The organism is Pseudomonas sp. R1-7 (genome assembly GCF_051132105.1).
GTDB lineage: Bacteria > Pseudomonadota > Gammaproteobacteria > Pseudomonadales > Pseudomonadaceae > Aquipseudomonas.
The window spans coordinates 872,096-891,343 of the sequence record NZ_CP071661.1 but is presented as its reverse complement, the minus strand read 5'-3'; the positions used below and the strand labels follow the sequence as shown (position 1 = coordinate 891,343).

The window sequence follows — 19,248 nt, the reverse complement described above, 5'->3', positions numbered from 1 at the left end:
GATTGTCACGCGGAGAGTTGCGGCAATGCCTTGTATGACGTGGCTTGCAGCAGTGGTACGAGCGCCCGTCTCTTTCCAGGAGAAAGAGACGGGCGCGATCTGGCGCAGCGAAGTGTGCCGAGAGGTGAGGTTGCTGCAGTGCAGCGAGGAAGGTCCATCGTCTGTCGCAGTGGACAGATAAGTGGAGTAGGCATCCATCACTCTTGGGGAGTGATCGTGCGAGCCGCCGGACGCTAATCGCACTGTGGGAGAACCACCACGCAAGTGGCGTAGCCTTAAAGGTTCTGGCTACCTGGGCAGGTGCTGTCAACGACAGCGATCCGTGCGCCAATTTTTATACCCACTCGAAAAGGCGGTCAAGCGTCACGGCTAATGCGCTCAGAAAGTGGCGACTGTCGCCACTTTTGTCGCCACGTTCCAGGTCACGTTCTACGTGTGTTGTCGCCGGCGTCGCCGCTGTCGCCACACCTACATTCATGCCTCCACGATAAGATCCGCTTTGACACTGAAACGGCGCTGCGCCCGATAGAGAACGTGGTAATTACTGAAGGGTAAAAGAAGGCGTGGCGCCAATCAGATATCCAAATGAGACGGCGGAACAAGGTGGCTTCGAGAAAAAGCGAGTGAACTCTCCGATCGGCGCGATCAAAGATCGCTGAATCGGAGGGTTTAGCGGGAAAAGCAAAGTTTCAAACGGATTTGACGGCTTCACGAATCCCAACAAGGCTATCTCGCCCAACTCGAGATCAACCTGACGAAACAAGCATACGCCAGACAAAAATATGGCAATTCGCTATCGTTCCGATCTATAGTACCTAAAATTTCGATGCCTAATCTTTACGCTAAGGAACCTATGGACAGGTTACGATTTGATCTCAACTTTATATTCAGGATATTGCTGACCTTTAATGCTACGTCGCTTCTGGTCATCATTTATCTCGTTCAAAAAGGTCTTACGCTGGCACATTTCTTTCCTGGCCTTCCTTGGTTAGACAAAACACCTAATGCCGTATCTTATGCCTTATACCTTTTGGTTCCGATCCTTCTCACTGGAGTGAGTCTTCGCCTCAGTTCTTTTTTAGGAAAGGACGACTTCAAACAAGGGCAGGTGGAAAGTATCGAGCACGCGAACAATAGCTTTTTACCCAGCTACTTGGGGTATTTCTTCGTGGCGCTTAGCGTGAGCAACTGGGAGACACTATTCTTTGTATATGGGGTCCTCTTCATTTTCACGTTCAGGTCACAGGCATTGTATTTCAACCCCTTATTCTTGCTGTATGGGTATGAATTCTACAATATAACCACAACATCCAAGGCCTCCATATTCCTCATCAGTCGCGAGAGATACAAGGTCCCCAGTGATATCGCCATTGCCAAAGCCTTCAGAATAAATAATTACACATTTATTGAACGAGAATGAACATATGGATCATGTATTAGTAAAAGTAAAAAAACTGCGCAAAAAGCCAATCTTTAAGTTAATTTCCGATTACACGCTATTCCCGAAATTGGAGATTGATCCCGCCGCGTGCATTCCTTACAACCCTGATCATAATTTGGATGAGGAGTGTTGGTTTAAGGTTGAAAAATTTTCTGAGCAAGCCTACTGCTCTGAAATTCTCAAATCGGATTTCGATGCAAAAGACTACGACGACCTACCTAAGGGTAAATTTCCGGAAATCTCTCATATCTGTGCGCTTCAGAGCGATGATTTCTACTTTCAGAAAGTCACGCCTTCTCTGTTTCTGCGCCGAAAGACCTTCGTCTTCGGTGAGGTGGCAGAGGTTGAAGATGATCGACTGAGGTTGGTGATCAATACTCAACCGGATGCGGTATATTTCTCCGAACTTGACGTGCTAATTTTCAAAAATCTGGCGACAATTTCCAGTATTTTTCCGGGCATCGATGAGCTTTATAAAGAGGCAACCCAAGAAGAGGTTAAGCAATTCCTCGACGAGCCATTTATTACGCTCAGCAATGAATTTGATGCCGATAAAGTGTCAAAGCCAAACCGAAAACGAATTGCATTGGCTATGGCTACGTTGGCAGCGTTACCCGAACAGGACAAAGAAGGTATGCTCTCCTATATTGATGGCTATTGTGGCGAGAACTTAAAATTTAACAAAGACTCTGGAATGTTTGACATTTCTACGGACAACGACCTAAAAATGCTCATCTATGGGATAGAGCAGCGGTTTTACACCACCCAATTTGGACAGGAAAAACGTTTGGCAAACTCTGTCCAGGCATTGGGATAATATCTTACCGCAATCTCGAATGGTGCGTGGAGTTGGACATATCCATGCGAACTCTGGTTGCTTGAGTAAGTTGTTCGCGTTAGTTTCAGAGTCTAGGCCTGCGCACGGCGCTGGTGATTCACGGCCTTTCTGCTTCTGGGTAGTGTCTCACTGACTCCCTCGGTAGTCAGTGAGACACTCCAAATATAGTGCCAACAGTAGTAAAAAATCTTCCACAACAAGTTAATAATGATACTGCTTCTGGCCTCGACAAGTGCAACTTGTAAACCTTCAGAGAACTTAGCACAAAAATTACTACAGAGTTCTCACATGGCGCCGCATGGAATTTTTCCTACAACAATCTTTTACCTACACAACAAACCATATCTAAGGAACTTCTTTTGAAAAACCCTCTAATCAGTGAGGCAACTAAATTTTCACTCGGTGATCTCTCAACCCCCTACAAAGCTTCCGGCTTTTGGGGTTGGGCTTTTTCGAACATGTCTGTGCCTATGCTGCGTGGTGTATTGATCGAGTACATCCTAGTTCAACACTTCATTGAAAACATTGATCAAATCGTTGGCAAAACGGTGCGAACCTTAACCACCTGGCATCCGCGCAAAGGTGATCTCGAACAAAGCATTCGCGAGCACTATGAGAGCCAACCTCACGGTGACGTGTTTGACCTTCAGCTAACTTGGGGCACAACGTGTGAATTTAAAACCACTAGAGCGCCCAAAACATGGAGCATAAGTAAGACAACTTATTGGAACCCTCTGAAAGATGCAAACTGCTGGACTTATGGCTTTCCGGCACAGATTTATATTTTGGCAGTGCTTGAGAGTGAAGCAAAACTGAGAGGTGATGTGCTCGATTTGGGAGCATTAAATTTCTATATCCGGACTGGCCGCGAGCTGGACAAGAGTGTGGGGAACCGGCCTAGTGCACGATTCTCCGACTTTTCAGAGGGCGAACCTCTTATCTGCACATTTAATGAACTCATCGAGAAAATTGCCGAAGTTCAGAAAAATCGGCTGACCGAAATTTTGGAACAAATAGAACCTGGATGGAAGCTTGATCATAGCGCGTACAAAAATACCTATCCGCTAGCCGTAGAACTTCCTGAAGGCGTTCAGGCAGGATTTTACGAACAAGATACAAAAGAGCTAGTTGAAATAATCGATGTTCCCTGGCGCCCTAACACGACACCAGACTGGCGAGATTGGGAGCAAGCGGGTTTCCAATATGTGCATATGCTAAGCGCAAAAAATTCGAGGTAGTCCCTCTTTTCCTTAACAATATCCCTATTGAAGATGTTTGCTTCTGGCTGAAACACTAGCTCCCAGCGCATTCGTTCAAACCCCAATGTTTAGTGATGGGCGGTATACCGGTGCTAGCTCATAAGACAGGCCACACGCTGAGCCAGACTTGTGGCCGACTCCTGAGTGCCTACCTTCACCGCCTGTTAAATAGACGCCGGTATGGGGCGGATAGCGACGATCTGGCCTCAACCGTCGCTTATCCAAGCCAAAACTCGGTCTGCTCTGCCATCTCAAGAGCATCGTCCACGTCAATTCCCATATACCTGAAAGGCACCGTTTCTGCGCGCGGCAATTACGCGGACGGAGCAAACCGACGCACCTAAAGATTAGAAACGTACTCTTTCCGGGCGTACTACGCGGCGTGTCAGCCCAGCGTGCCAATACTGGCAGCATGCCTCCAGCCCGATCTGGTAAAGTCCACGGCACGCCATAGGGACATAGCCAGCCATGGACAAGAAATCACTTTCCGAGCGGGACATCTGCAGCAAGTACATCGCCCCATCCGTTCAGCAAGCTGGATGGGACATGCACAAGCAGGTGCGGGAGGAAGTCAGCTTTACCAAAGGCCGCATTATCGTCCGGGGCAAACTTCACAGCCGTGGCGAAGCACGCCGTGCAGACTTCATCCTCTACCACCAGACCAACCTGCCTATCGCTGTAATCGAGGCGAAGGACAACAGGCACTCCGTCGGCTCCGGCATGCAGCAAGCCCTGGGCTATGCAGAGGCGCTGGACGTACCGTTCGTATTTTCCAGCAATGGCGATGGTTTCCTGTTTCATGACCGCAGTGGCACAGGCAGCCAAGTAGAAACCGAACTCACCCTCGATCAATTCCCCAGCCCCACCGAACTCTGGCAGCGCTACTGCCAGTGGAAGCGGCTGGATAATACCGTCCAGCACAAGATCGAAGCGCCCTACTACGACGACGGCTCCGGGCGCATGCCGCGCTATTACCAGATGAATGCCATCAACCGCACCGTCGAAGCTGTAGCGCGTGGCCAAGACCGTATCTTACTAGTGATGGCCACGGGTACCGGTAAGACCTACACCGCCTTCCAAATTATCTGGCGGCTGTGGAAATCGAAACAGAAGAAACGAATCCTGTTCCTAGCTGACCGCAACATCCTGGTCGACCAGACCAAGAACAACGACTTCAAGCCTTTCGGCCAGGCGATGACCAAGATCGCCAAACGTCAGATCGATACCTCCTACGAGATCTACCTGTCGCTCTATCAGGCCGTCACCGGCACCGATGAAGAGGTGAACATCTACAAGCAGTTCTCCCGCGACTTCTTCGACCTGATCGTGATCGACGAATGCCACCGTGGCAGCGCCTCCGAGGATTCCGCCTGGCGTGAAATCCTCGACTACTTTTCCAGCGCTACCCATGTCGGCCTCACCGCCACACCGAAGGAAACCAAAGAAGTATCCAGCATCACTTACTTCGGTGAACCGATTTACAGCTACACCTTGAAGCAAGGCATCGAAGACGGCTTTCTCGCCCCCTACAAAGTGGTGCGTATCGACTTCGATAAAGACCTGCAAGGCTGGCGGCCACCCAAAGGCATGCTCGATAAGAATGGCGAGCTGATCGAAGACCGCATCTACAACCTCAAGGACATGGACCGCACCCTGGTTATAGAGGCGCGGACCCAACTGGTGGCGCAGAAGGTTACCGAACTCCTCAAGGCCACCGATCCGTTTCAAAAAACCATCGTCTTCTGCGACGACATCAGCCACGCCGAGCGCATGCGCCAGGCCCTAGTCAACCTCAACCCTGAGCGCGTGGCCGAGAATCGCAAATACGTCATGCGTATCACCGGCGATGACCAGGAAGGCAAAGCCGAGCTGGATAACTTCATCAACCCGGAGGCGCGCTACCCAGTCATTGCCACCACCAGCAAGCTGATGACCACCGGCGTCGATGCTCAGACCTGCAAGCTAATTGTGCTCGACCAGCACATCAAATCGATGACCGAGTTCAAGCAAATCATCGGTCGCGGCACTCGCATCAACGAGGACTATGGCAAGTACTGGTTCACCATCATGGACTTCAAAAAGGCCACCGAGCTGTTTGCCGACCCGGCCTTCGATGGAGACCCAGTGGTGATCTACGCGCCAGAAGGCGATGACTCCCCCGTACCGCCGGATGACCCGCTTGCCGATGAAGATGGCATAAACGCAGACAACGATAACGAGGGTGATGACCTGGATTTTACCGGCGAAGATGAGGGCAAAAAACGCATCAAGTACGTCATCGACAACGTTCCGATTTATGTCATCGCCGAGCGTGTGCAGTATTACGGCCCGGATGGTCGACTGATTACCGAATCGCTGCACGACTACACCCGCACCTGTGTGCAAAAGCAGTTCGCCTCGCTTGACGACTTCCTCCGACGTTGGAGTGATGCCGAACAAAAGAAAGTCATCATTGAGGAGATGGCCGTCCAGGGCGTGATGTGGGAAGCCTTAGCGGAGGAAGTGGAAAAGAAACAGGGCAAGCCCCTCGATCCGTTCGACCTGATCTGCCACGTCGCCTTCGATCAACCTGCCCTATCACGTCGCGAGCGAGCCGAGCAGGTGAAAAAGCGCAACTATTTCGCCAAGTATTCCGGCGCAGCCCGCCAGGTGTTGGAGGCATTGCTGGATAAATATGCCGATACCGGCATCGAGCATATCGAGGACATCAAAATCCTGCAGCTCGACCCTTTCAGTCAGTTCGGTGCGCCCATCGAGCTGGTCAAGGCTTTTGGTGGCAAGGCTGGCTACAACAAAGCTATCCACGAGCTGGAAGACGAACTTTACGCAAGCTAAGGGCTACGCACCGACGACATGCCAAGGCAGTCGTCCACACTATCCGGTAGAATTTCGCCCCCCTTGCGGTACGCGTTGAGAGAACTTCATGTCCATTAGCTCCACCATCAAGTCCATCCAGGACATCATGCGCAAAGACGTTGGCGTAGACGGTGACGCCCAGCGTATCGGCCAGTTGGTTTGGCTGCTGTTCCTGAAAATCTTCGATGACCGGGAGATGGAATGGGAACTGATGGACGACAACTACCGATCGCCCATTCCCGACAGTTGCCGCTGGCGTACCTGGGCCGCCGATCCGGAAGGCATGACCGGCGATGCGCTGAAGGACTTTATCGACCACAACCTGTTCCCCCAACTGCAGAACCTGCACGAGTACAGCAACACGCCCTCGGCCTTTGTGGTGCGCAGCGTGTTTGAAGACGCGTACAACTACATGAAGTCCGGGCAGTTGCTGCGCCAGGTGATCAACAAGATTCAGGAAGGCGTGGACTTCAACAAGGCCCAGGAGCGCCACGAGTTCGGCAATCTCTATGAACAACTGCTGCGAGACCTGCAGAACGCCGGTAATGCCGGCGAGTTCTACACCCCGCGCCCAGTCACTGAATTTATGGTGCGCATGGCCGACCCTAAGCTAGACGAGAAGGTCATGGACCCGGCCTGCGGCACTGGTGGTTTCCTAACCTGCGCCATCGAACACAAACGCAGCCGCTATGTAAAAACCGCCGAAGACGAACGCACTCTACAGGCCAGTATCTTCGGCGTGGAGAAAAAGCCGCTGCCACACCTGTTGGCCACTACCAATATGATCCTGCACGGCATCGAGGTGCCCAGCCAGATCCGCCACGACAACACCCTGAGCAAGCCACTGATCAGTTGGGGCCCGAGCGAGCGCGTGCACTGCATCGTCGCCAACCCACCGTTCGGCGGCATGGAAGAAGACGGCATCGAAACCAACTTCCCCGCCACCTTCCGTACCCGAGAGACCGCCGACTTGTTTCTGGTTTTGATCATGCAGCTACTCAAAGATGGCGGCCGTGCCGCCGTGGTGCTGCCCGATGGCTTTCTGTTCGGCGAAGGCATCAAGAACCGCATAAAGGAAAAGCTGCTGACTGAGTGCAACCTGCACACCATCGTTCGCCTACCCAACGGCGTGTTCAACCCCTACACCGGCATCAAGACCAACCTGCTGTTCTTTACCAAGGGTACCCCGACCAAGCAAGTGTGGTTCTATGAACACCAGTACCCGGCAGGCGTAAAGAACTACTCTAAAACCCGCCCCATGCGCATCGAAGAATTTGCCGTGGAAGAAGCCTGGTGGGGAAGCGAAGCTAATGGCTTTGTCACACGGGTCGAGAACGAATTTGCCTGGAAGGTCAGCATCGAAGAGCTGCAGGCACGCAACTGGAACCTGGACTGCAAAAACCCGCATATCGGCGAGCAGATCAGCCATGATCCGGACGAGCTGCTGCGAAACTACTCCGCCCTGCAAGATGAAATCAGCGATCTGCGCGACCAGCTTAAAGACGTGCTGGCCGAAGCCTTGGAGCGCCAGGTATGACGGCGTTGCTCACCGGCAATCTGCCGCTGCTGGCCGGCGCGCCGAACGGCGTCCAAAAGCTGCGTGAGCTGATTCTGGAGCTGGCGGTGCGCGGCAAGTTGGTGCCACAGGACCCGAATGATGAACCAGCCGGTGAATTGCTTAAGCGCATTGCAGAGGAAAGGACGCAGCTAGCGACAGAGGGGAAGATTAAAAAGAAGCCTCTGGGGCATGCTACTGGGGATGACGTACCGTTCGATTTACCAAAGAGCTGGCAATGGGCTCGGTTAGGAGATCTTTCCGAGTTAATTACGAGTGGTTCGCGCGACTGGGCCCAACATTATTCTAATGAGGGTGCAATTTTTATCCGAATGGGCAACCTTTCGCGTCGTAGCTATGAGCTACGCCTCAACAATATTCAGCGCGTCTCACCTCCAGAGGGTGGTGAGGGAAGAAGAACCAAGTTGGAGCCCGGCGACTTACTGCTATCAATCACTGGTGAGGTTGGGCTGCTGGGATTGATTCCAGAAAAGTTTGGTGAAGCGTACATAAATCAGCATGTGTGCCTCATTCGCTTTGCCTGTTCAATCCGTAGCCGTTTTCTACCTGAAGCGCTGCGATCTCCGCTGGCCTACAAACAGTACGAAGCACCTCAGCGAGGAATAAAAAACAGTTTCCGCCTGGGCGATGTCTCGGAAATTTTGGTGCCTTTACCACCCCTAGCAGAACAACACCGTATCGTCGCCAAAGTCGATGAGCTGATGACCCTGTGCGACCGCCTAGAAGCACAGCAGGGCGACGCCGAACACACCCACATCCAACTGGTGCAAGCGCTGCTGGGCAGCCTGACACAAGCCAGCGACGCCACCGATTTCGCCACCAGTTGGACGCGCTTGGCCGAACACTTTCACATTCTGTTCAGCTCTGAACTTAGCATCGACGCCCTCAAACAGACCCTGCTGCAACTTGCCGTTATGGGCAAATTGGTGCCGCAAGATCCCAACGATGAAACGGCCAGTGAACTGCTCAAGCGCATCGCCGAGGAAAAATCAAGGTTGGTGAGGGAAGGTAAGCTCAAAAAGCAGAAATCATTGCCAGAGGTCGACGAAGAAGAAAAACCATATGCTTTGCCCTCAAGCTGGAAATGGGTGCGCTTCGACTCGATCTCAAATACCCGTCTTGGAAAGATGCTTGATAAAGCCAAGAACAAAGGCGAACTGCGACCATATCTTCGTAATACCAACGTTCAGTGGTTCAACTTTGAGATCGACGATCTCAAAAGCATGCGATTTGAAGAGCATGAGCTTGATGAATATCGCGTTACCCCCGGCGACTTAGTAATTTGCGAAGGAGGAGAACCTGGACGGTGTGCTGTCTGGCAGGGCGATGTTGAGGATATGTTCATCCAGAAAGCACTGCACCGTGCCCGCCCCTGGCTGGGTATTTCGCCTTTTTTCCTTCAGTTTTGCTTGAAGGCAGCTGCTAACTCTGAATATCTGAATCAATTCTTCACCGGGGCTACGATTAAACATTTCTCGGGCGAAAAATTGGCGAAGTATCCGGTACCGCTTCCCCCACTTGCCGAACAAGACCGCATTGTCGCCAAAGTCGATCAACTCATGGCCCTCTGCGACCAACTCAAAACCCGCCTAAACCAGAGCCGTCAACTGAACGAACAGTTGACTAGCACTCTGGTCGAACGTGCCCTTGCCGAAGACGCCCTGCAGGCCCCCATTGCCAGAGATCGGCAAACAGACCGTACCTTGCTCGCAGCAGAAATCACTCATCGTTTGCATAGCCAACGCACCTTTGGCCAACGCAAGCTGCAGAAAGTGATTTACCTGGCCGAACACGTGGCTAGGCTTGCCACCATTCAAGGTGACTACCTGCGCGACGCCGCAGGCCCCCACGATCGCCAATTGATGAATCAGGTCGAAGGTGAACTGCAAAATCGTAAATGGTATGAGCGCATCGAACGCGAGACTGTCGGCCATGCCTACCGCCCGTTACCCCAGGCCGGGCAACATCAGCATGCATATGAGAACTCCTGGTTAGCCGCAGAACGCGCCTCTATTGATCAGGTTATCGAGCTGATGCGAGGCTGGGATACTGATCGTTGCGAAATGACCGTAACACTGTACGCAGCCTGGAACGATTTCATCCTGGAGGGCCGCCCGGTTACCGATGAAGCCATCGTGGACGAAGTCATGCATAGCTGGAACGACACCAAGCTGCGCTTCGGCAAAACGGAATGGTTGGCAATACTCGCAGAAATGAAGAAGCACAAAATCCTGATGCCTACCGGCTTTGGCAAGCGCACCAGGGGCGGTATGCTCAGCTTGTCCGGTTTTGAATAAACAGATGCTCCTTTTGGTCGCCCTCTGAAAGATATAGATCCGAAGCATATTGCTGAATCCAATTTCTCGCGGTATTCCAATTGGTATTCCACAAAATTTTACACACTCACATTAGTCAATTAAATCAAATATCTAAAAAACCAATTCAACTTACCCCGGCTCCACCACTTCATCATCTAAAGACGTCCACGGACGTCTTTTTTTGTGCCTGAAATTCAGTAAATACAGAGAGTTAGGCTCCACAGCCATCTCTGAGCGTCCAGGAACATCTGCTGGCTCGTGTATTCCAAGTGATATTCCATGCGCTCACCTGCTAAGTTTTGGAATACATAAACAGCTTGGAATACAACACCATGAGAGCTCAAGCGGCGCGCCTTTCGGACGTCAAAGTCAAGGCCGCCAAGCCAAAGGAGAAGGACTACATCCTCACTGATGGTGACGGCCTTCAGATGAGTTAGAGCGAATGGTTCGAAGCTTTGGACTTCAATTACATCCACCCAGTGACCAAGAAACGTATCAACATGGGTTTGGGTACCTTCCCCGAGGTAGGCCTAGCTCAAGCACGTAAACGCACCGTTGGTGCCAGGGAGCTGGTTGCCCAGGGTCTCGACCCTAAGGAAAAGCGTGACACGGATCGGCAGACGTTAAAGGCGACCACGGAGCACACATTTAAAAACGTGGCCACCGCCTGGTTTGATCTCAAGAAAGACTCAGTGACCACCGCGTACGCTGAAGACATCTGGCGCTCTTTAACGCTCCACGTCTTTCCCGACCTGGCGCTGACGCCGATTTCAGCAATCACTGCGCCAGAGGTGATTAAATTGCTGAGACCTCTCGTGGCAAAGGGCAGCCTAGAGACGGTTAAGCGGCTTAGCCAACGTCTCAACGAGATCATGACTTACGGGGTGAATGCCGGACTTATTTTTTCAAATCCGCTCAGCGGCATCCGCTCTGTCTTTAAAAAACCGAAGAAGCAAAACATGGCGTCGCTGGCGCCGGATGAGCTGAAAGAACTGATGCTAGCTGTCGCCAATGCCAGCATCAAAAGGACCACACGCTGCTTGATCGAGTGGCAGCTCCACACCATGACCCGTGCAGCAGAGGCCGCTACCGCTCGGTGGGCAGACATCGACCTCGAAAAGCAGATATGGACGATCCCACCGGAGCGGATGAAAAAGCGTCGCACACATATAATCCCGCTCACGCAGCAAGCGCTCGAGCTTCTGGAAACTATCAAGCCCCTTAGTGGACACCGTGAATATGTGTTCCCCGCAGATCGAAATCCGCGCACCCATTGCAACAGCCAGACCGCCAACATGGCGCTTAAGCGGATGGGATTTGCGGGGCGCCTGGTCAGCCACGGTATGCGTTCAATGGCGAGCACAATACTGAACGAGCATGGCTGGGACCCTGAGTTGATCGAGGTTGCACTCGCTCATGTCGATAAGGACGAGGTGCGTAGCGCCTATAACCGGGCTGACTATATAGAGCGCAGGCGCCCAATGATGCAGTGGTGGAGCGAACACATCCAGGAAGCAGCTACCGGTAGTCTTTCGATGTCAGCAATCATTGGTGCGGGGAATTGAGCGCTAGATATGGCTTAACGTGCCGGTAGTAATCTTGACCAGCGAGCGTCGCATAGACAAGTGTCTCGCTCATGCAAAGCGGATGCTCCACAGTCACGGCGCTCAGTCTGGATTCTGACTCATTCACGAAGCTAATCGCCACCTTTCGCTTCACTAAAAACTGGCCAAAAGCCGGCTTTTTAATGCCTCAAGGCTTTGAAAAATATTAGTTTTTAAGCTATGCCAGACTCCAGCCCACACATCAGTCCATATCCAAACTATGATCCCTCAGATCAGAGATTGGAAATCTGTGAGCCATGACGGGCAACTGTGACATCTACCGTAACTGTACCTGGCACGCCACACGCAGATCACGCTCAAACTCAGGATATTCTGCTCGCGCGCGCTATGACCGACTAAGGGAAATCTGCTTGATTCAGCGGTAGAGGGAATCCCGCTTCTCTGCAAGCTCAGGTTCTGAGAGCGAAAACACCCTCAAAAAAGTAGTACCATCTTGCCACCCATACGAACTGCAATGGCAAGGTAGCTTGATGACTCTAAACCAGACTCCGGAGCAGCTCGCTCGCGACCGCATCGACGCCCAACTCACTGCCGCAGGCTGGGTAGTGCAAAAAAAAATCAACTTTAGCGCCGGCCTTGGTGTCGCCGTGCGCGAATATCAAACAAGCGTCGGTCCCGCTGACTATGTGCTGTTCGTCGATGGCAAACCAGTCGGAGTCATTGAAGCCAAGCGCGAAGAGATCGGCCACAGCATTACTGCTGTGGAGGACCAAACCCAGGGGTATGCCAATTCCCAGCTAAAATGGGTCAAATCCAATGAGAACCTGCGTTTTCTCTATGAAAGCACTGGCGTCATCACCCGGTTCACCGATGCTCGCGATCCTAAGCCGCGTTCCCGTGAGGTATTCAACTTCCAAACCCCGGAAACCCTTCGCGACTGGCTGACCCAGCCATCTACCTTGCGCTCCCGCTTGCAGACCATACCTCCGCTCAATCCGCAGCAGCTGCCTGCCAGCGAGCTGCGCCTGCGCGAGTGCCAGGAAATTGCGATCCGCAAACTGGAAGCCTCGTTCAAGGCCGGTAAACCACGCGCCCTGATCCAGATGGCCACCGGTGCCGGCAAGACCTACACCGCCATCACCGCCATATACCGGCTGCTGAAATACGCCGGCGCCAAGCGCATCCTGTTTCTGGTCGACACCAAGAACCTGGGCGAACAGGCCGAACAGGAAATGATGAGTTATCTACCGATCGATGACAGCCGCAAGTTCACCGAGCTGTACCCGGTCCAGCGGCTTAAATCGCCCCATATCGCCAGCGACAGCCTAGTATGTATCAGCACTATTCAGCGTATGTACGCCTCGCTCAAGGGCGAAGAGCTAGACGAGACGGCGGAAGAGCTCAACCCGGCCGAGCAGTTGACCAAGCCAAAAACACCGCTTCCGGTGGTGTACAACGAAAAAATTCCGCCGGAATTCTTTGACTTCATCTTCATCGACGAATGCCATCGCTCCATTTACAACCTCTGGCAGCAGGTGCTCGACTACTTCGACGCCAGCCTAATCGGTTTGACCGCCACCCCGGACAACCGCACGTACGGATTTTTCAAAAAGAACGTGGTGAGCGACTACAGCCATGAAAAGGCTGTGGCGGACGGCGTCAACGTCGGCAATGAGGTCTACCTGATTGAAACCGAAGTGACCCAGAGCGGTGGACAGTTCAAGACTGAGCAGCTTGTTGAGCACCGGGAGCGAATGACCCGACGTAAACGCTGGGAAGAGCAAGATGATGATGAAACCTATACGGCTAAGCAGCTCAACCGCGACATCGTAAATACGGACCAGATCCGCACTGTGATCCGGACATTTCGCGATAAGCTGCCGGACATCTTCCCCGACCGTATGGACCAGGACGATCATTTCCAGGTGCCCAAGACTCTGATTTTCGCCATGACCGACAGCCATGCCGACGACATCATCCAGTGCGTGCGCGAGGAATTCGACGAAGGTAACGCTTTCTGCAAAAAGGTCACCTACCGCGTCTCCCAGGATCGGAAGGACGCAGATGGTAACGTCATTGAAAAAGGTGAAGATCCCAAATCGGTGCTGGCCCTTTTTCGCAACGCTTACTATCCGCGCATCGCCGTTACCGTCGATATGATCGCCACCGGTACAGATGTAAAATCACTGGAGTGTCTGCTCTTCATGCGCGACGTCAAAAGTCGCAACTACTTCGAGCAGATGAAGGGGCGCGGCACTCGAACCCTGGATAAGGACGACCTACAAAAAGTTTCTTCCGCAGCCAAAACTGCCAAGACCCACTACGTCATAGTCGATGCAATAGGCGTCACGAAGTCACTGAAGACAGCCAGCCAACCGCTGATCAGCAAGCCTTCCGTGTTGCTCAAAGATCTGGCCATGGGCGTAATGCTGGGGGCCAGCGACAGCGACAGCGTCAGCTCGCTAGCCGGAAGGCTGGCACGGCTGGCCAAGCAGCTCGAACCGGCCGAGCACAAGAAGGTTGAGGCGGCCAGTGGCGGCGTACCGCTGAGCACCTTGGTTAGCCGCCTATTCGACGCTATAGACGGCGATCAGGTGGAAGCACGAGCACTTGAGCTCGCTGGTCAGCCGACAGGCACCGATCCAGGCGATGCCCTGCGCGATCAGGCCCAGGCCGAGCTAGTCAAGCAGGCTGCCAGCACCCTCAATGGAGAACTGATCGAACTACTCGAGCAGATCCGTCGCGACCGGGAGCAAAAGGTCGACCACGACACCCTGGATCAAGTCACTTTTGCCGGCTGGCAGCAGCAGAACACGGAGCAGGCACAAGATCTGAAACAGGACTTCGTCACATACCTCAAGGAGCACGCGGAGGAGCTGGAAGCACTGAACATCTACTTCGGCCAGCCGCAACGACGCCGCGAAGTTACGTTCGAACAGCTGCATGCGGTACTTGAAGCCATAAAGGCAGACCGCCCATATCTAGCGCCACTCAATGTCTGGAAGGCATACGCCCGGCTGGACAACTACCAGAGCCACTCTCCGCTCAACGAACTCACTGCGCTGGTAGCGCTGATCCGCCGCGTATGTGGGCTAGACGATATCCTGATGCCATTTGAAGACACAGTAAGCCGTAACTTCAAGGACTGGATCTTCAAGCGCCACTCAGGCGCTGGTGAAAAATTCACCGAACAGCAGATGCAGTGGTTGCAAATGATCCGCGGCCATATCGCCAGTTCGATACATATTGACAGCGAAGCGCTAAACTTCGCCCCCTTCGACGCTCACGGTGGGCTGGGCGGATTCTACGACCAGTTCGGTGACGCCTACACGGCGATGCTAGATGAAATCAATGAGGCGTTGGTAGCGTAATGAGTAAGGCAGAAGGATGCATCCAAGCAGAAGGCGGTAGTGGTTTGCCAACCAACTGGGCCATTGCACTCTTGGGCGAGGTTTACAAAGTCGTTGGCGGGGGCACGCCTTCAACTGAAAGGCCTGAATACTGGGGGGACGGTGTCCCATGGGTCACGAGCGCAGATATCTTCGGTGTGCGTGACATCAGGCCTCGTAAGCACGTGACTGGCAAGGGTATAGAGAACAGCACGACCAATAGTGTTCCACGTAGGACGCTGCTGGTCGTTACTCGTGTGGGCCTCGGAAAAATCGCTATCACAGAAACACCAACTTGCTTCAGCCAGGATGTTCAAGGGCTGATCCAGAGCCCTGACTTGGTAGTTCCTGAGTATGCGCTGCACTTTCTGAGTTCTGAACTGCAAATCCTGAAATTCCAGGGGCGTGGAACCACGATTTCAGGGATCACTAAGAAACAACTGACTGATCTTGCTTTTCCTCTCGCACCACTTGCTGAACAAAAACGAATTGTCGCGAAAATTGAAGAATTGCTATCAGAGTTGGACAAGGGAGTTGAGTGTCTGTGCACCGCCCAGCAACAACTCAAGATTTACCGTCAGGCGCTGCTCAAACAAGCCTTCGAAGGCAAGCTGACAAGCGACTGGCGAGCGCAAAATTCCGGCAAGCTTGAATCCGCCGGAATTCTGTTAGCACGTATCCAGCAACAGCGTGAAATGCGCTATCAGGAGCAATTGCTGGAGTGGACAGAGGCGCAGAAATCCAGAGAAAAATCTTACACGCCTGATAGAGAGCCGGCCAAACCCAGGGCGCCGAAAATCCTACCCCCATTGACTGCTGCAGAACTATCGGAGTTACCTAACCTTCCGGAAAGCTGGAAGTGGGTACAGATTGGAGAGGCTTTTGGTGTGTATGTAGGCTCCACGCCAAGCCGGGGAAACTTGAACTACTGGGGCGGGGAAATTCCTTGGGTTAGCAGTGGTGAAGTGTCTTTTTGTCGAATAAAAGGCACGAATGAGAAAATTACTGAGCTGGGCTATCTCAACGCTTCTACTGAAATACACCCAAGCGGTACTGTGATGCTGGCTATGATCGGAGAGGGAAAAACCCGTGGGCAGGCTGCAATTTTGGACGTGCCAGCAGCCCACAATCAGAACACCGCAGCCATTAGAGTTTCTGAGGCAGGCTGCATACCAGAGTTAATGTACTTATATCTCTGTTTTCAGTACGAAATGACCAGAAAGCTTGGATCTGGAAACAACCAGAAGGCTTTGAACAAGGAGCGGGTTTCGGCAATGAAGATGCCCTTTTTCTCTCTCTCAGAGCAAAGAGTGCTGGTTCAGTTTCTCGAAGAAAAGCTTTCAGTGTTGGAACAGTTCGAAAAAACCATCACCGACTCTCTGCAACAGGCCATAACTCTGCGCCAGTCGATTCTGAGAAAAGCTTTTTCCGGTGAGCTGGTGGGTCAGAATCACGAGGACGAGCCAGCCAGCGTACTTCTGGAGCGTATCCGTTCCGAAGGCGCGATCAAACCGGCCAAGACCCGCAGTATCAAAGCCAAAGCCAAGGCCAAAGCCAAGGCCTCGGCATGAGCATGTTGCACACGGCGATGCCGATGAAGAACAGTTACCAGAGAAGAGTCACCGCCCAAGTCAAGGTCCGGCTCACTGCACTAATCTAATACCCCACTGCCGAAAGTCCCGCCAGCCGACAGCTAGCATAATGCCTGACGGCCACGGGCAGGCACATCTGACTCCCAGGAATGAATCATCCATGAGCACTCATGCAATTGTCTCCAAGGTTTGGAGCTTCTGTACCACCCTACGCGACGACGGGGTCAGTTACGGAGACTATTTGGAGCAGCTGACCTATCTGATCTTCCTCAAAATGGTCGATGAATACGCTCGCCCCCCGTTCGTCCGGGCTATCGGCATTCCCGCGGGCTATGATTGGGAAAGCCTGAAAAGCAAGCGCGGCGCCGAGCTGGAGGTGCATTACGTTACTCTTCTGCGAGTACTGGGTGGCACGACCGGCATGCTGGGGCAGATCTTCACCAAGGCGCAGAATAAGATCCAGGACCCAGCTAAACTCAGCCGCCTGATCAGCATGATCGACGAGACGCGCTGGGTCACTCTGGGTGCGGATGTTAAAGGCGATATCTATGAAGGCCTGTTAGAAAAAAACGCCGAAGACACCAAATCAGGCGCCGGTCAGTACTTCACACCACGGGCGCTCATACGCACCATGGTTGACTGCGTGCGCCCGGAACCAAGCAAGACCATCGCTGACCCTGCCTGCGGCACCGGCGGCTTCTTCTTAGCTGCCTATGACTTCCTAGCTGGAAATCCAGCCCTAACTAAGGACCAGAAGGTTTTTCTCAAGAACGAAACCTTCTACGGGAATGAGATCGTCGCCAGCACCCGCCGCCTTTGCCTGATGAACATGCTGCTGCACAACATCGGCGAGATAGACGGCAACAGCTCTATCTCGCCGAACGATGCTCTGATCGCCGACGGGGGCCTGCGCGTAGACTATGTTCTGGCCAACCCACCCTTCGGCCGGAAGAGTTCGATGAGCTTTACTAATGCCGAGGGCGAACAGGAAAAGGACGAGCTAACCTACAACCGCCAAGACTTCTGGGCAACCACCTCAAACAAACAGCTGAATTTTCTTCAGCACATCCACAGCATGCTCAAGACCACCGGCCGTGCTGCAGTTGTACTGCCGGATAACGTGCTGTTCGAAGGTGGAGCGGGTGAAGTAGTGCGCCAAAAGCTGCTGGAAACTACCGAGTTACACACTGTACTGCGCCTACCGACCGGTATCTTTTATGCTCAGGGCGTGAAGGCCAACGTGTTGTTCTTCGACAACCGCTCGGCCAGCAAGAACGCGCAAACGAAAGAGGTATGGTTCTACGACTACCGCACTAACATTCACCATACCCTGAAGAAAAAACCGCTGCGCTTCGAGGACATGCAAGATTTCATCACTTGCTACAACCCGCAAAACCGCAATGAGCGCACCGAAACCTGGCACGAGACGGCCAACCCCGAAGGCCGCTGGCGCAAATTCAGCCTTGAACAAATATTCGCCCGCGACAAGACGAGTCTGGATATCTTCTGGCTAAAGGACAAGTCGCTATTTGATCTGGAAAACCTGCCGGAGCCAGATGATCTAGCCGATGAGATTATCGAGAATATTGAGGCTGGCTTGGGCAGTTTCCGTGAAATCCTTAAAGGGCTCGGCTAATAACTCCGGCCATTTGAGAGAAAAATATGACAACGTCCGGGTCGATCGGTAAAGCCTCACGGAGGGCGCAGGATTGCAGTAGTAGCGGGCGGTCCTGAACTTGAGAGCGCCTACGGCAAGATGGGCAGCTTTAGGAACGCAGCCAAGCTCGCATCGCTTCATAGAGCTCTCTACCTGTCGTGGTCGCTGATCGGCTGGAGTAACTCGGACTGGCTTGTAAACTGTGGGCGGTGAAGTCGAACTCTTTAGCGCTATAGGAGACCCAGGCCCCCGGCGTCTGAATCTCGGTCACCGCAATGGCCTTATTGCTCCAGCGCTGGCGATAACCTCTTGTCGGAGGTGACGAGCCCACATCTGGTTCCGGTGCAAGTAGCTCTCGGATGGCTTGTGTAGCGATGCATGCCGAGATGCGGGCGATTCCATGAAGGTGCAAGGGATGGTTTTCTTCGCTGTCACTGCTGGCAAGTTCCAAAACAAAAACCAGGTCTACGATGCCAAGTGTTCTGAGAAGCGCTGCGGCGTTTTTCAAGGTAGTTGTCGCGTCACCGTCTAACTATGCTGCTATTTTCTCGACTGGCTGCTGCTCCCGATCCGGGTTCAGCAGCACCCTGCCTATTGGCTCCCAGTTGCGTGTCCGGCCTGGCCAGCGTTCCGGATTTTTCTCCCTCGCCTGCTCGTACACTTCGTGACGCCGAGCCAGGATTTGTCGATCCTGCCCTTGGTGCCGTTCGGCCGGGGTCACGAAACGGATCCGGCTATGTAACCGTCCGAGCAACAC

At 53.0% G+C, this 19,248-nt stretch carries 10 protein-coding genes and 2 pseudogenes; 10 read left to right on the top strand and 2 right to left on the bottom strand.

Going from position 1 to position 19,248, the window contains the following annotated elements; all coding sequences use genetic code 11:
• The first annotated feature begins 853 nt into the window (after positions 1–853).
• The 10 genes and pseudogenes from J3P79_RS03905 (at position 854) to J3P79_RS03860 (ending at position 18,470) form a co-directional block, all read left to right on the top strand.
• A complete protein-coding gene (locus tag J3P79_RS03905) occupies positions 854–1,420 on the top strand; it encodes a hypothetical protein (protein ID WP_434608318.1) in 567 nt (188 codons plus the stop codon).
• Positions 1,421–1,424: 4 nt separating this feature from the next.
• Positions 1,425–2,258 carry an ATP F0F1 synthase synthase gene (locus J3P79_RS03900; protein ID WP_434608316.1) on the top strand — a complete coding sequence of 278 codons (834 nt, stop codon included), beginning with the start codon at positions 1,425–1,427 and terminating at the stop codon, positions 2,256–2,258.
• A 380-nt stretch (positions 2,259–2,638) separates the two neighbouring features.
• Positions 2,639–3,517 (top strand): hypothetical protein, encoded by an 879-nt coding sequence (locus tag J3P79_RS03895; RefSeq protein WP_434608315.1) that lies wholly within the window; start codon positions 2,639–2,641, stop codon positions 3,515–3,517.
• 489 nt (positions 3,518–4,006) lie between these two features.
• The gene (gene hsdR, locus J3P79_RS03890; protein ID WP_434608313.1) at positions 4,007–6,373 is read left to right on the top strand and encodes an EcoAI/FtnUII family type I restriction enzme subunit R; all 2,367 of its coding nucleotides are present in this window, start codon (positions 4,007–4,009) and stop codon (positions 6,371–6,373) included.
• Positions 6,374–6,461: 88 nt separating this feature from the next.
• Positions 6,462–7,931 carry an N-6 DNA methylase gene (locus J3P79_RS03885; RefSeq protein ID WP_434608311.1) on the top strand — a complete coding sequence of 490 codons (1,470 nt, stop codon included), beginning with the start codon at positions 6,462–6,464 and terminating at the stop codon, positions 7,929–7,931.
• A complete protein-coding gene (locus J3P79_RS03880) occupies positions 7,928–10,267 on the top strand; it encodes a restriction endonuclease subunit S (RefSeq protein ID WP_434608309.1) in 2,340 nt (779 codons plus the stop codon). Before J3P79_RS03885 ends, J3P79_RS03880 begins: the two co-directional genes overlap by 4 nt.
• A gap of 353 nt (positions 10,268–10,620) precedes the next feature.
• A pseudogene (locus J3P79_RS03875) lies at positions 10,621–11,853 on the top strand (integrase domain-containing protein).
• Between the two features lie 530 nt (positions 11,854–12,383).
• On the top strand, positions 12,384–15,224 hold the full coding sequence (locus J3P79_RS03870) for a DEAD/DEAH box helicase family protein (protein WP_434608306.1): 2,841 nt from the start codon (positions 12,384–12,386) through the stop codon (positions 15,222–15,224).
• Positions 15,224–16,813 carry a restriction endonuclease subunit S gene (locus tag J3P79_RS03865; RefSeq protein ID WP_434608303.1) on the top strand — a complete coding sequence of 530 codons (1,590 nt, stop codon included), beginning with the start codon at positions 15,224–15,226 and terminating at the stop codon, positions 16,811–16,813. Before J3P79_RS03870 ends, J3P79_RS03865 begins: the two co-directional genes overlap by 1 nt.
• A 181-nt stretch (positions 16,814–16,994) precedes the next feature.
• On the top strand, positions 16,995–18,470 hold the full coding sequence (locus J3P79_RS03860; RefSeq protein WP_434608300.1) for an N-6 DNA methylase: 1,476 nt from the start codon (positions 16,995–16,997) through the stop codon (positions 18,468–18,470).
• 130 nt (positions 18,471–18,600) lie between these two features.
• Here the strand turns inward: J3P79_RS03860 and J3P79_RS03855 are convergent, their stop codons facing one another.
• Complete coding sequence (locus tag J3P79_RS03855) at positions 18,601–18,999, bottom strand: hypothetical protein (protein WP_434608298.1); 399 nt, start codon at positions 18,997–18,999, stop codon at positions 18,601–18,603.
• A 24-nt stretch (positions 19,000–19,023) separates the two neighbouring features.
• Positions 19,024–19,233: pseudogene (locus J3P79_RS03850) on the bottom strand (IS3 family transposase); the annotation flags it as partial.
• Positions 19,234–19,248 lie beyond the last annotated feature (15 nt).

What these genes read in the sequence shown, in the direction of transcription:
- J3P79_RS03900 (WP_434608316.1), top strand. Translation starts at nt 1,425, where the DNA reads ATGGATCATGTATTAGTAAAAGTAAAAAAACTGCGCAAAAAGCCAATC.
- J3P79_RS03905 (WP_434608318.1), top strand. Translation starts at nt 854, where the DNA reads ATGGACAGGTTACGATTTGATCTCAACTTTATATTCAGGATATTGCTG.
- J3P79_RS03880 (WP_434608309.1), top strand. Translation starts at nt 7,928, where the DNA reads ATGACGGCGTTGCTCACCGGCAATCTGCCGCTGCTGGCCGGCGCGCCG.
- hsdR (WP_434608313.1), top strand. Translation starts at nt 4,007, where the DNA reads ATGGACAAGAAATCACTTTCCGAGCGGGACATCTGCAGCAAGTACATC.
- J3P79_RS03860 (WP_434608300.1), top strand. Translation starts at nt 16,995, where the DNA reads ATGAGCACTCATGCAATTGTCTCCAAGGTTTGGAGCTTCTGTACCACC.
- J3P79_RS03865 (WP_434608303.1), top strand. Translation starts at nt 15,224, where the DNA reads ATGAGTAAGGCAGAAGGATGCATCCAAGCAGAAGGCGGTAGTGGTTTG.
- J3P79_RS03870 (WP_434608306.1), top strand. Translation starts at nt 12,384, where the DNA reads ATGACTCTAAACCAGACTCCGGAGCAGCTCGCTCGCGACCGCATCGAC.
- J3P79_RS03885 (WP_434608311.1), top strand. Translation starts at nt 6,462, where the DNA reads ATGTCCATTAGCTCCACCATCAAGTCCATCCAGGACATCATGCGCAAA.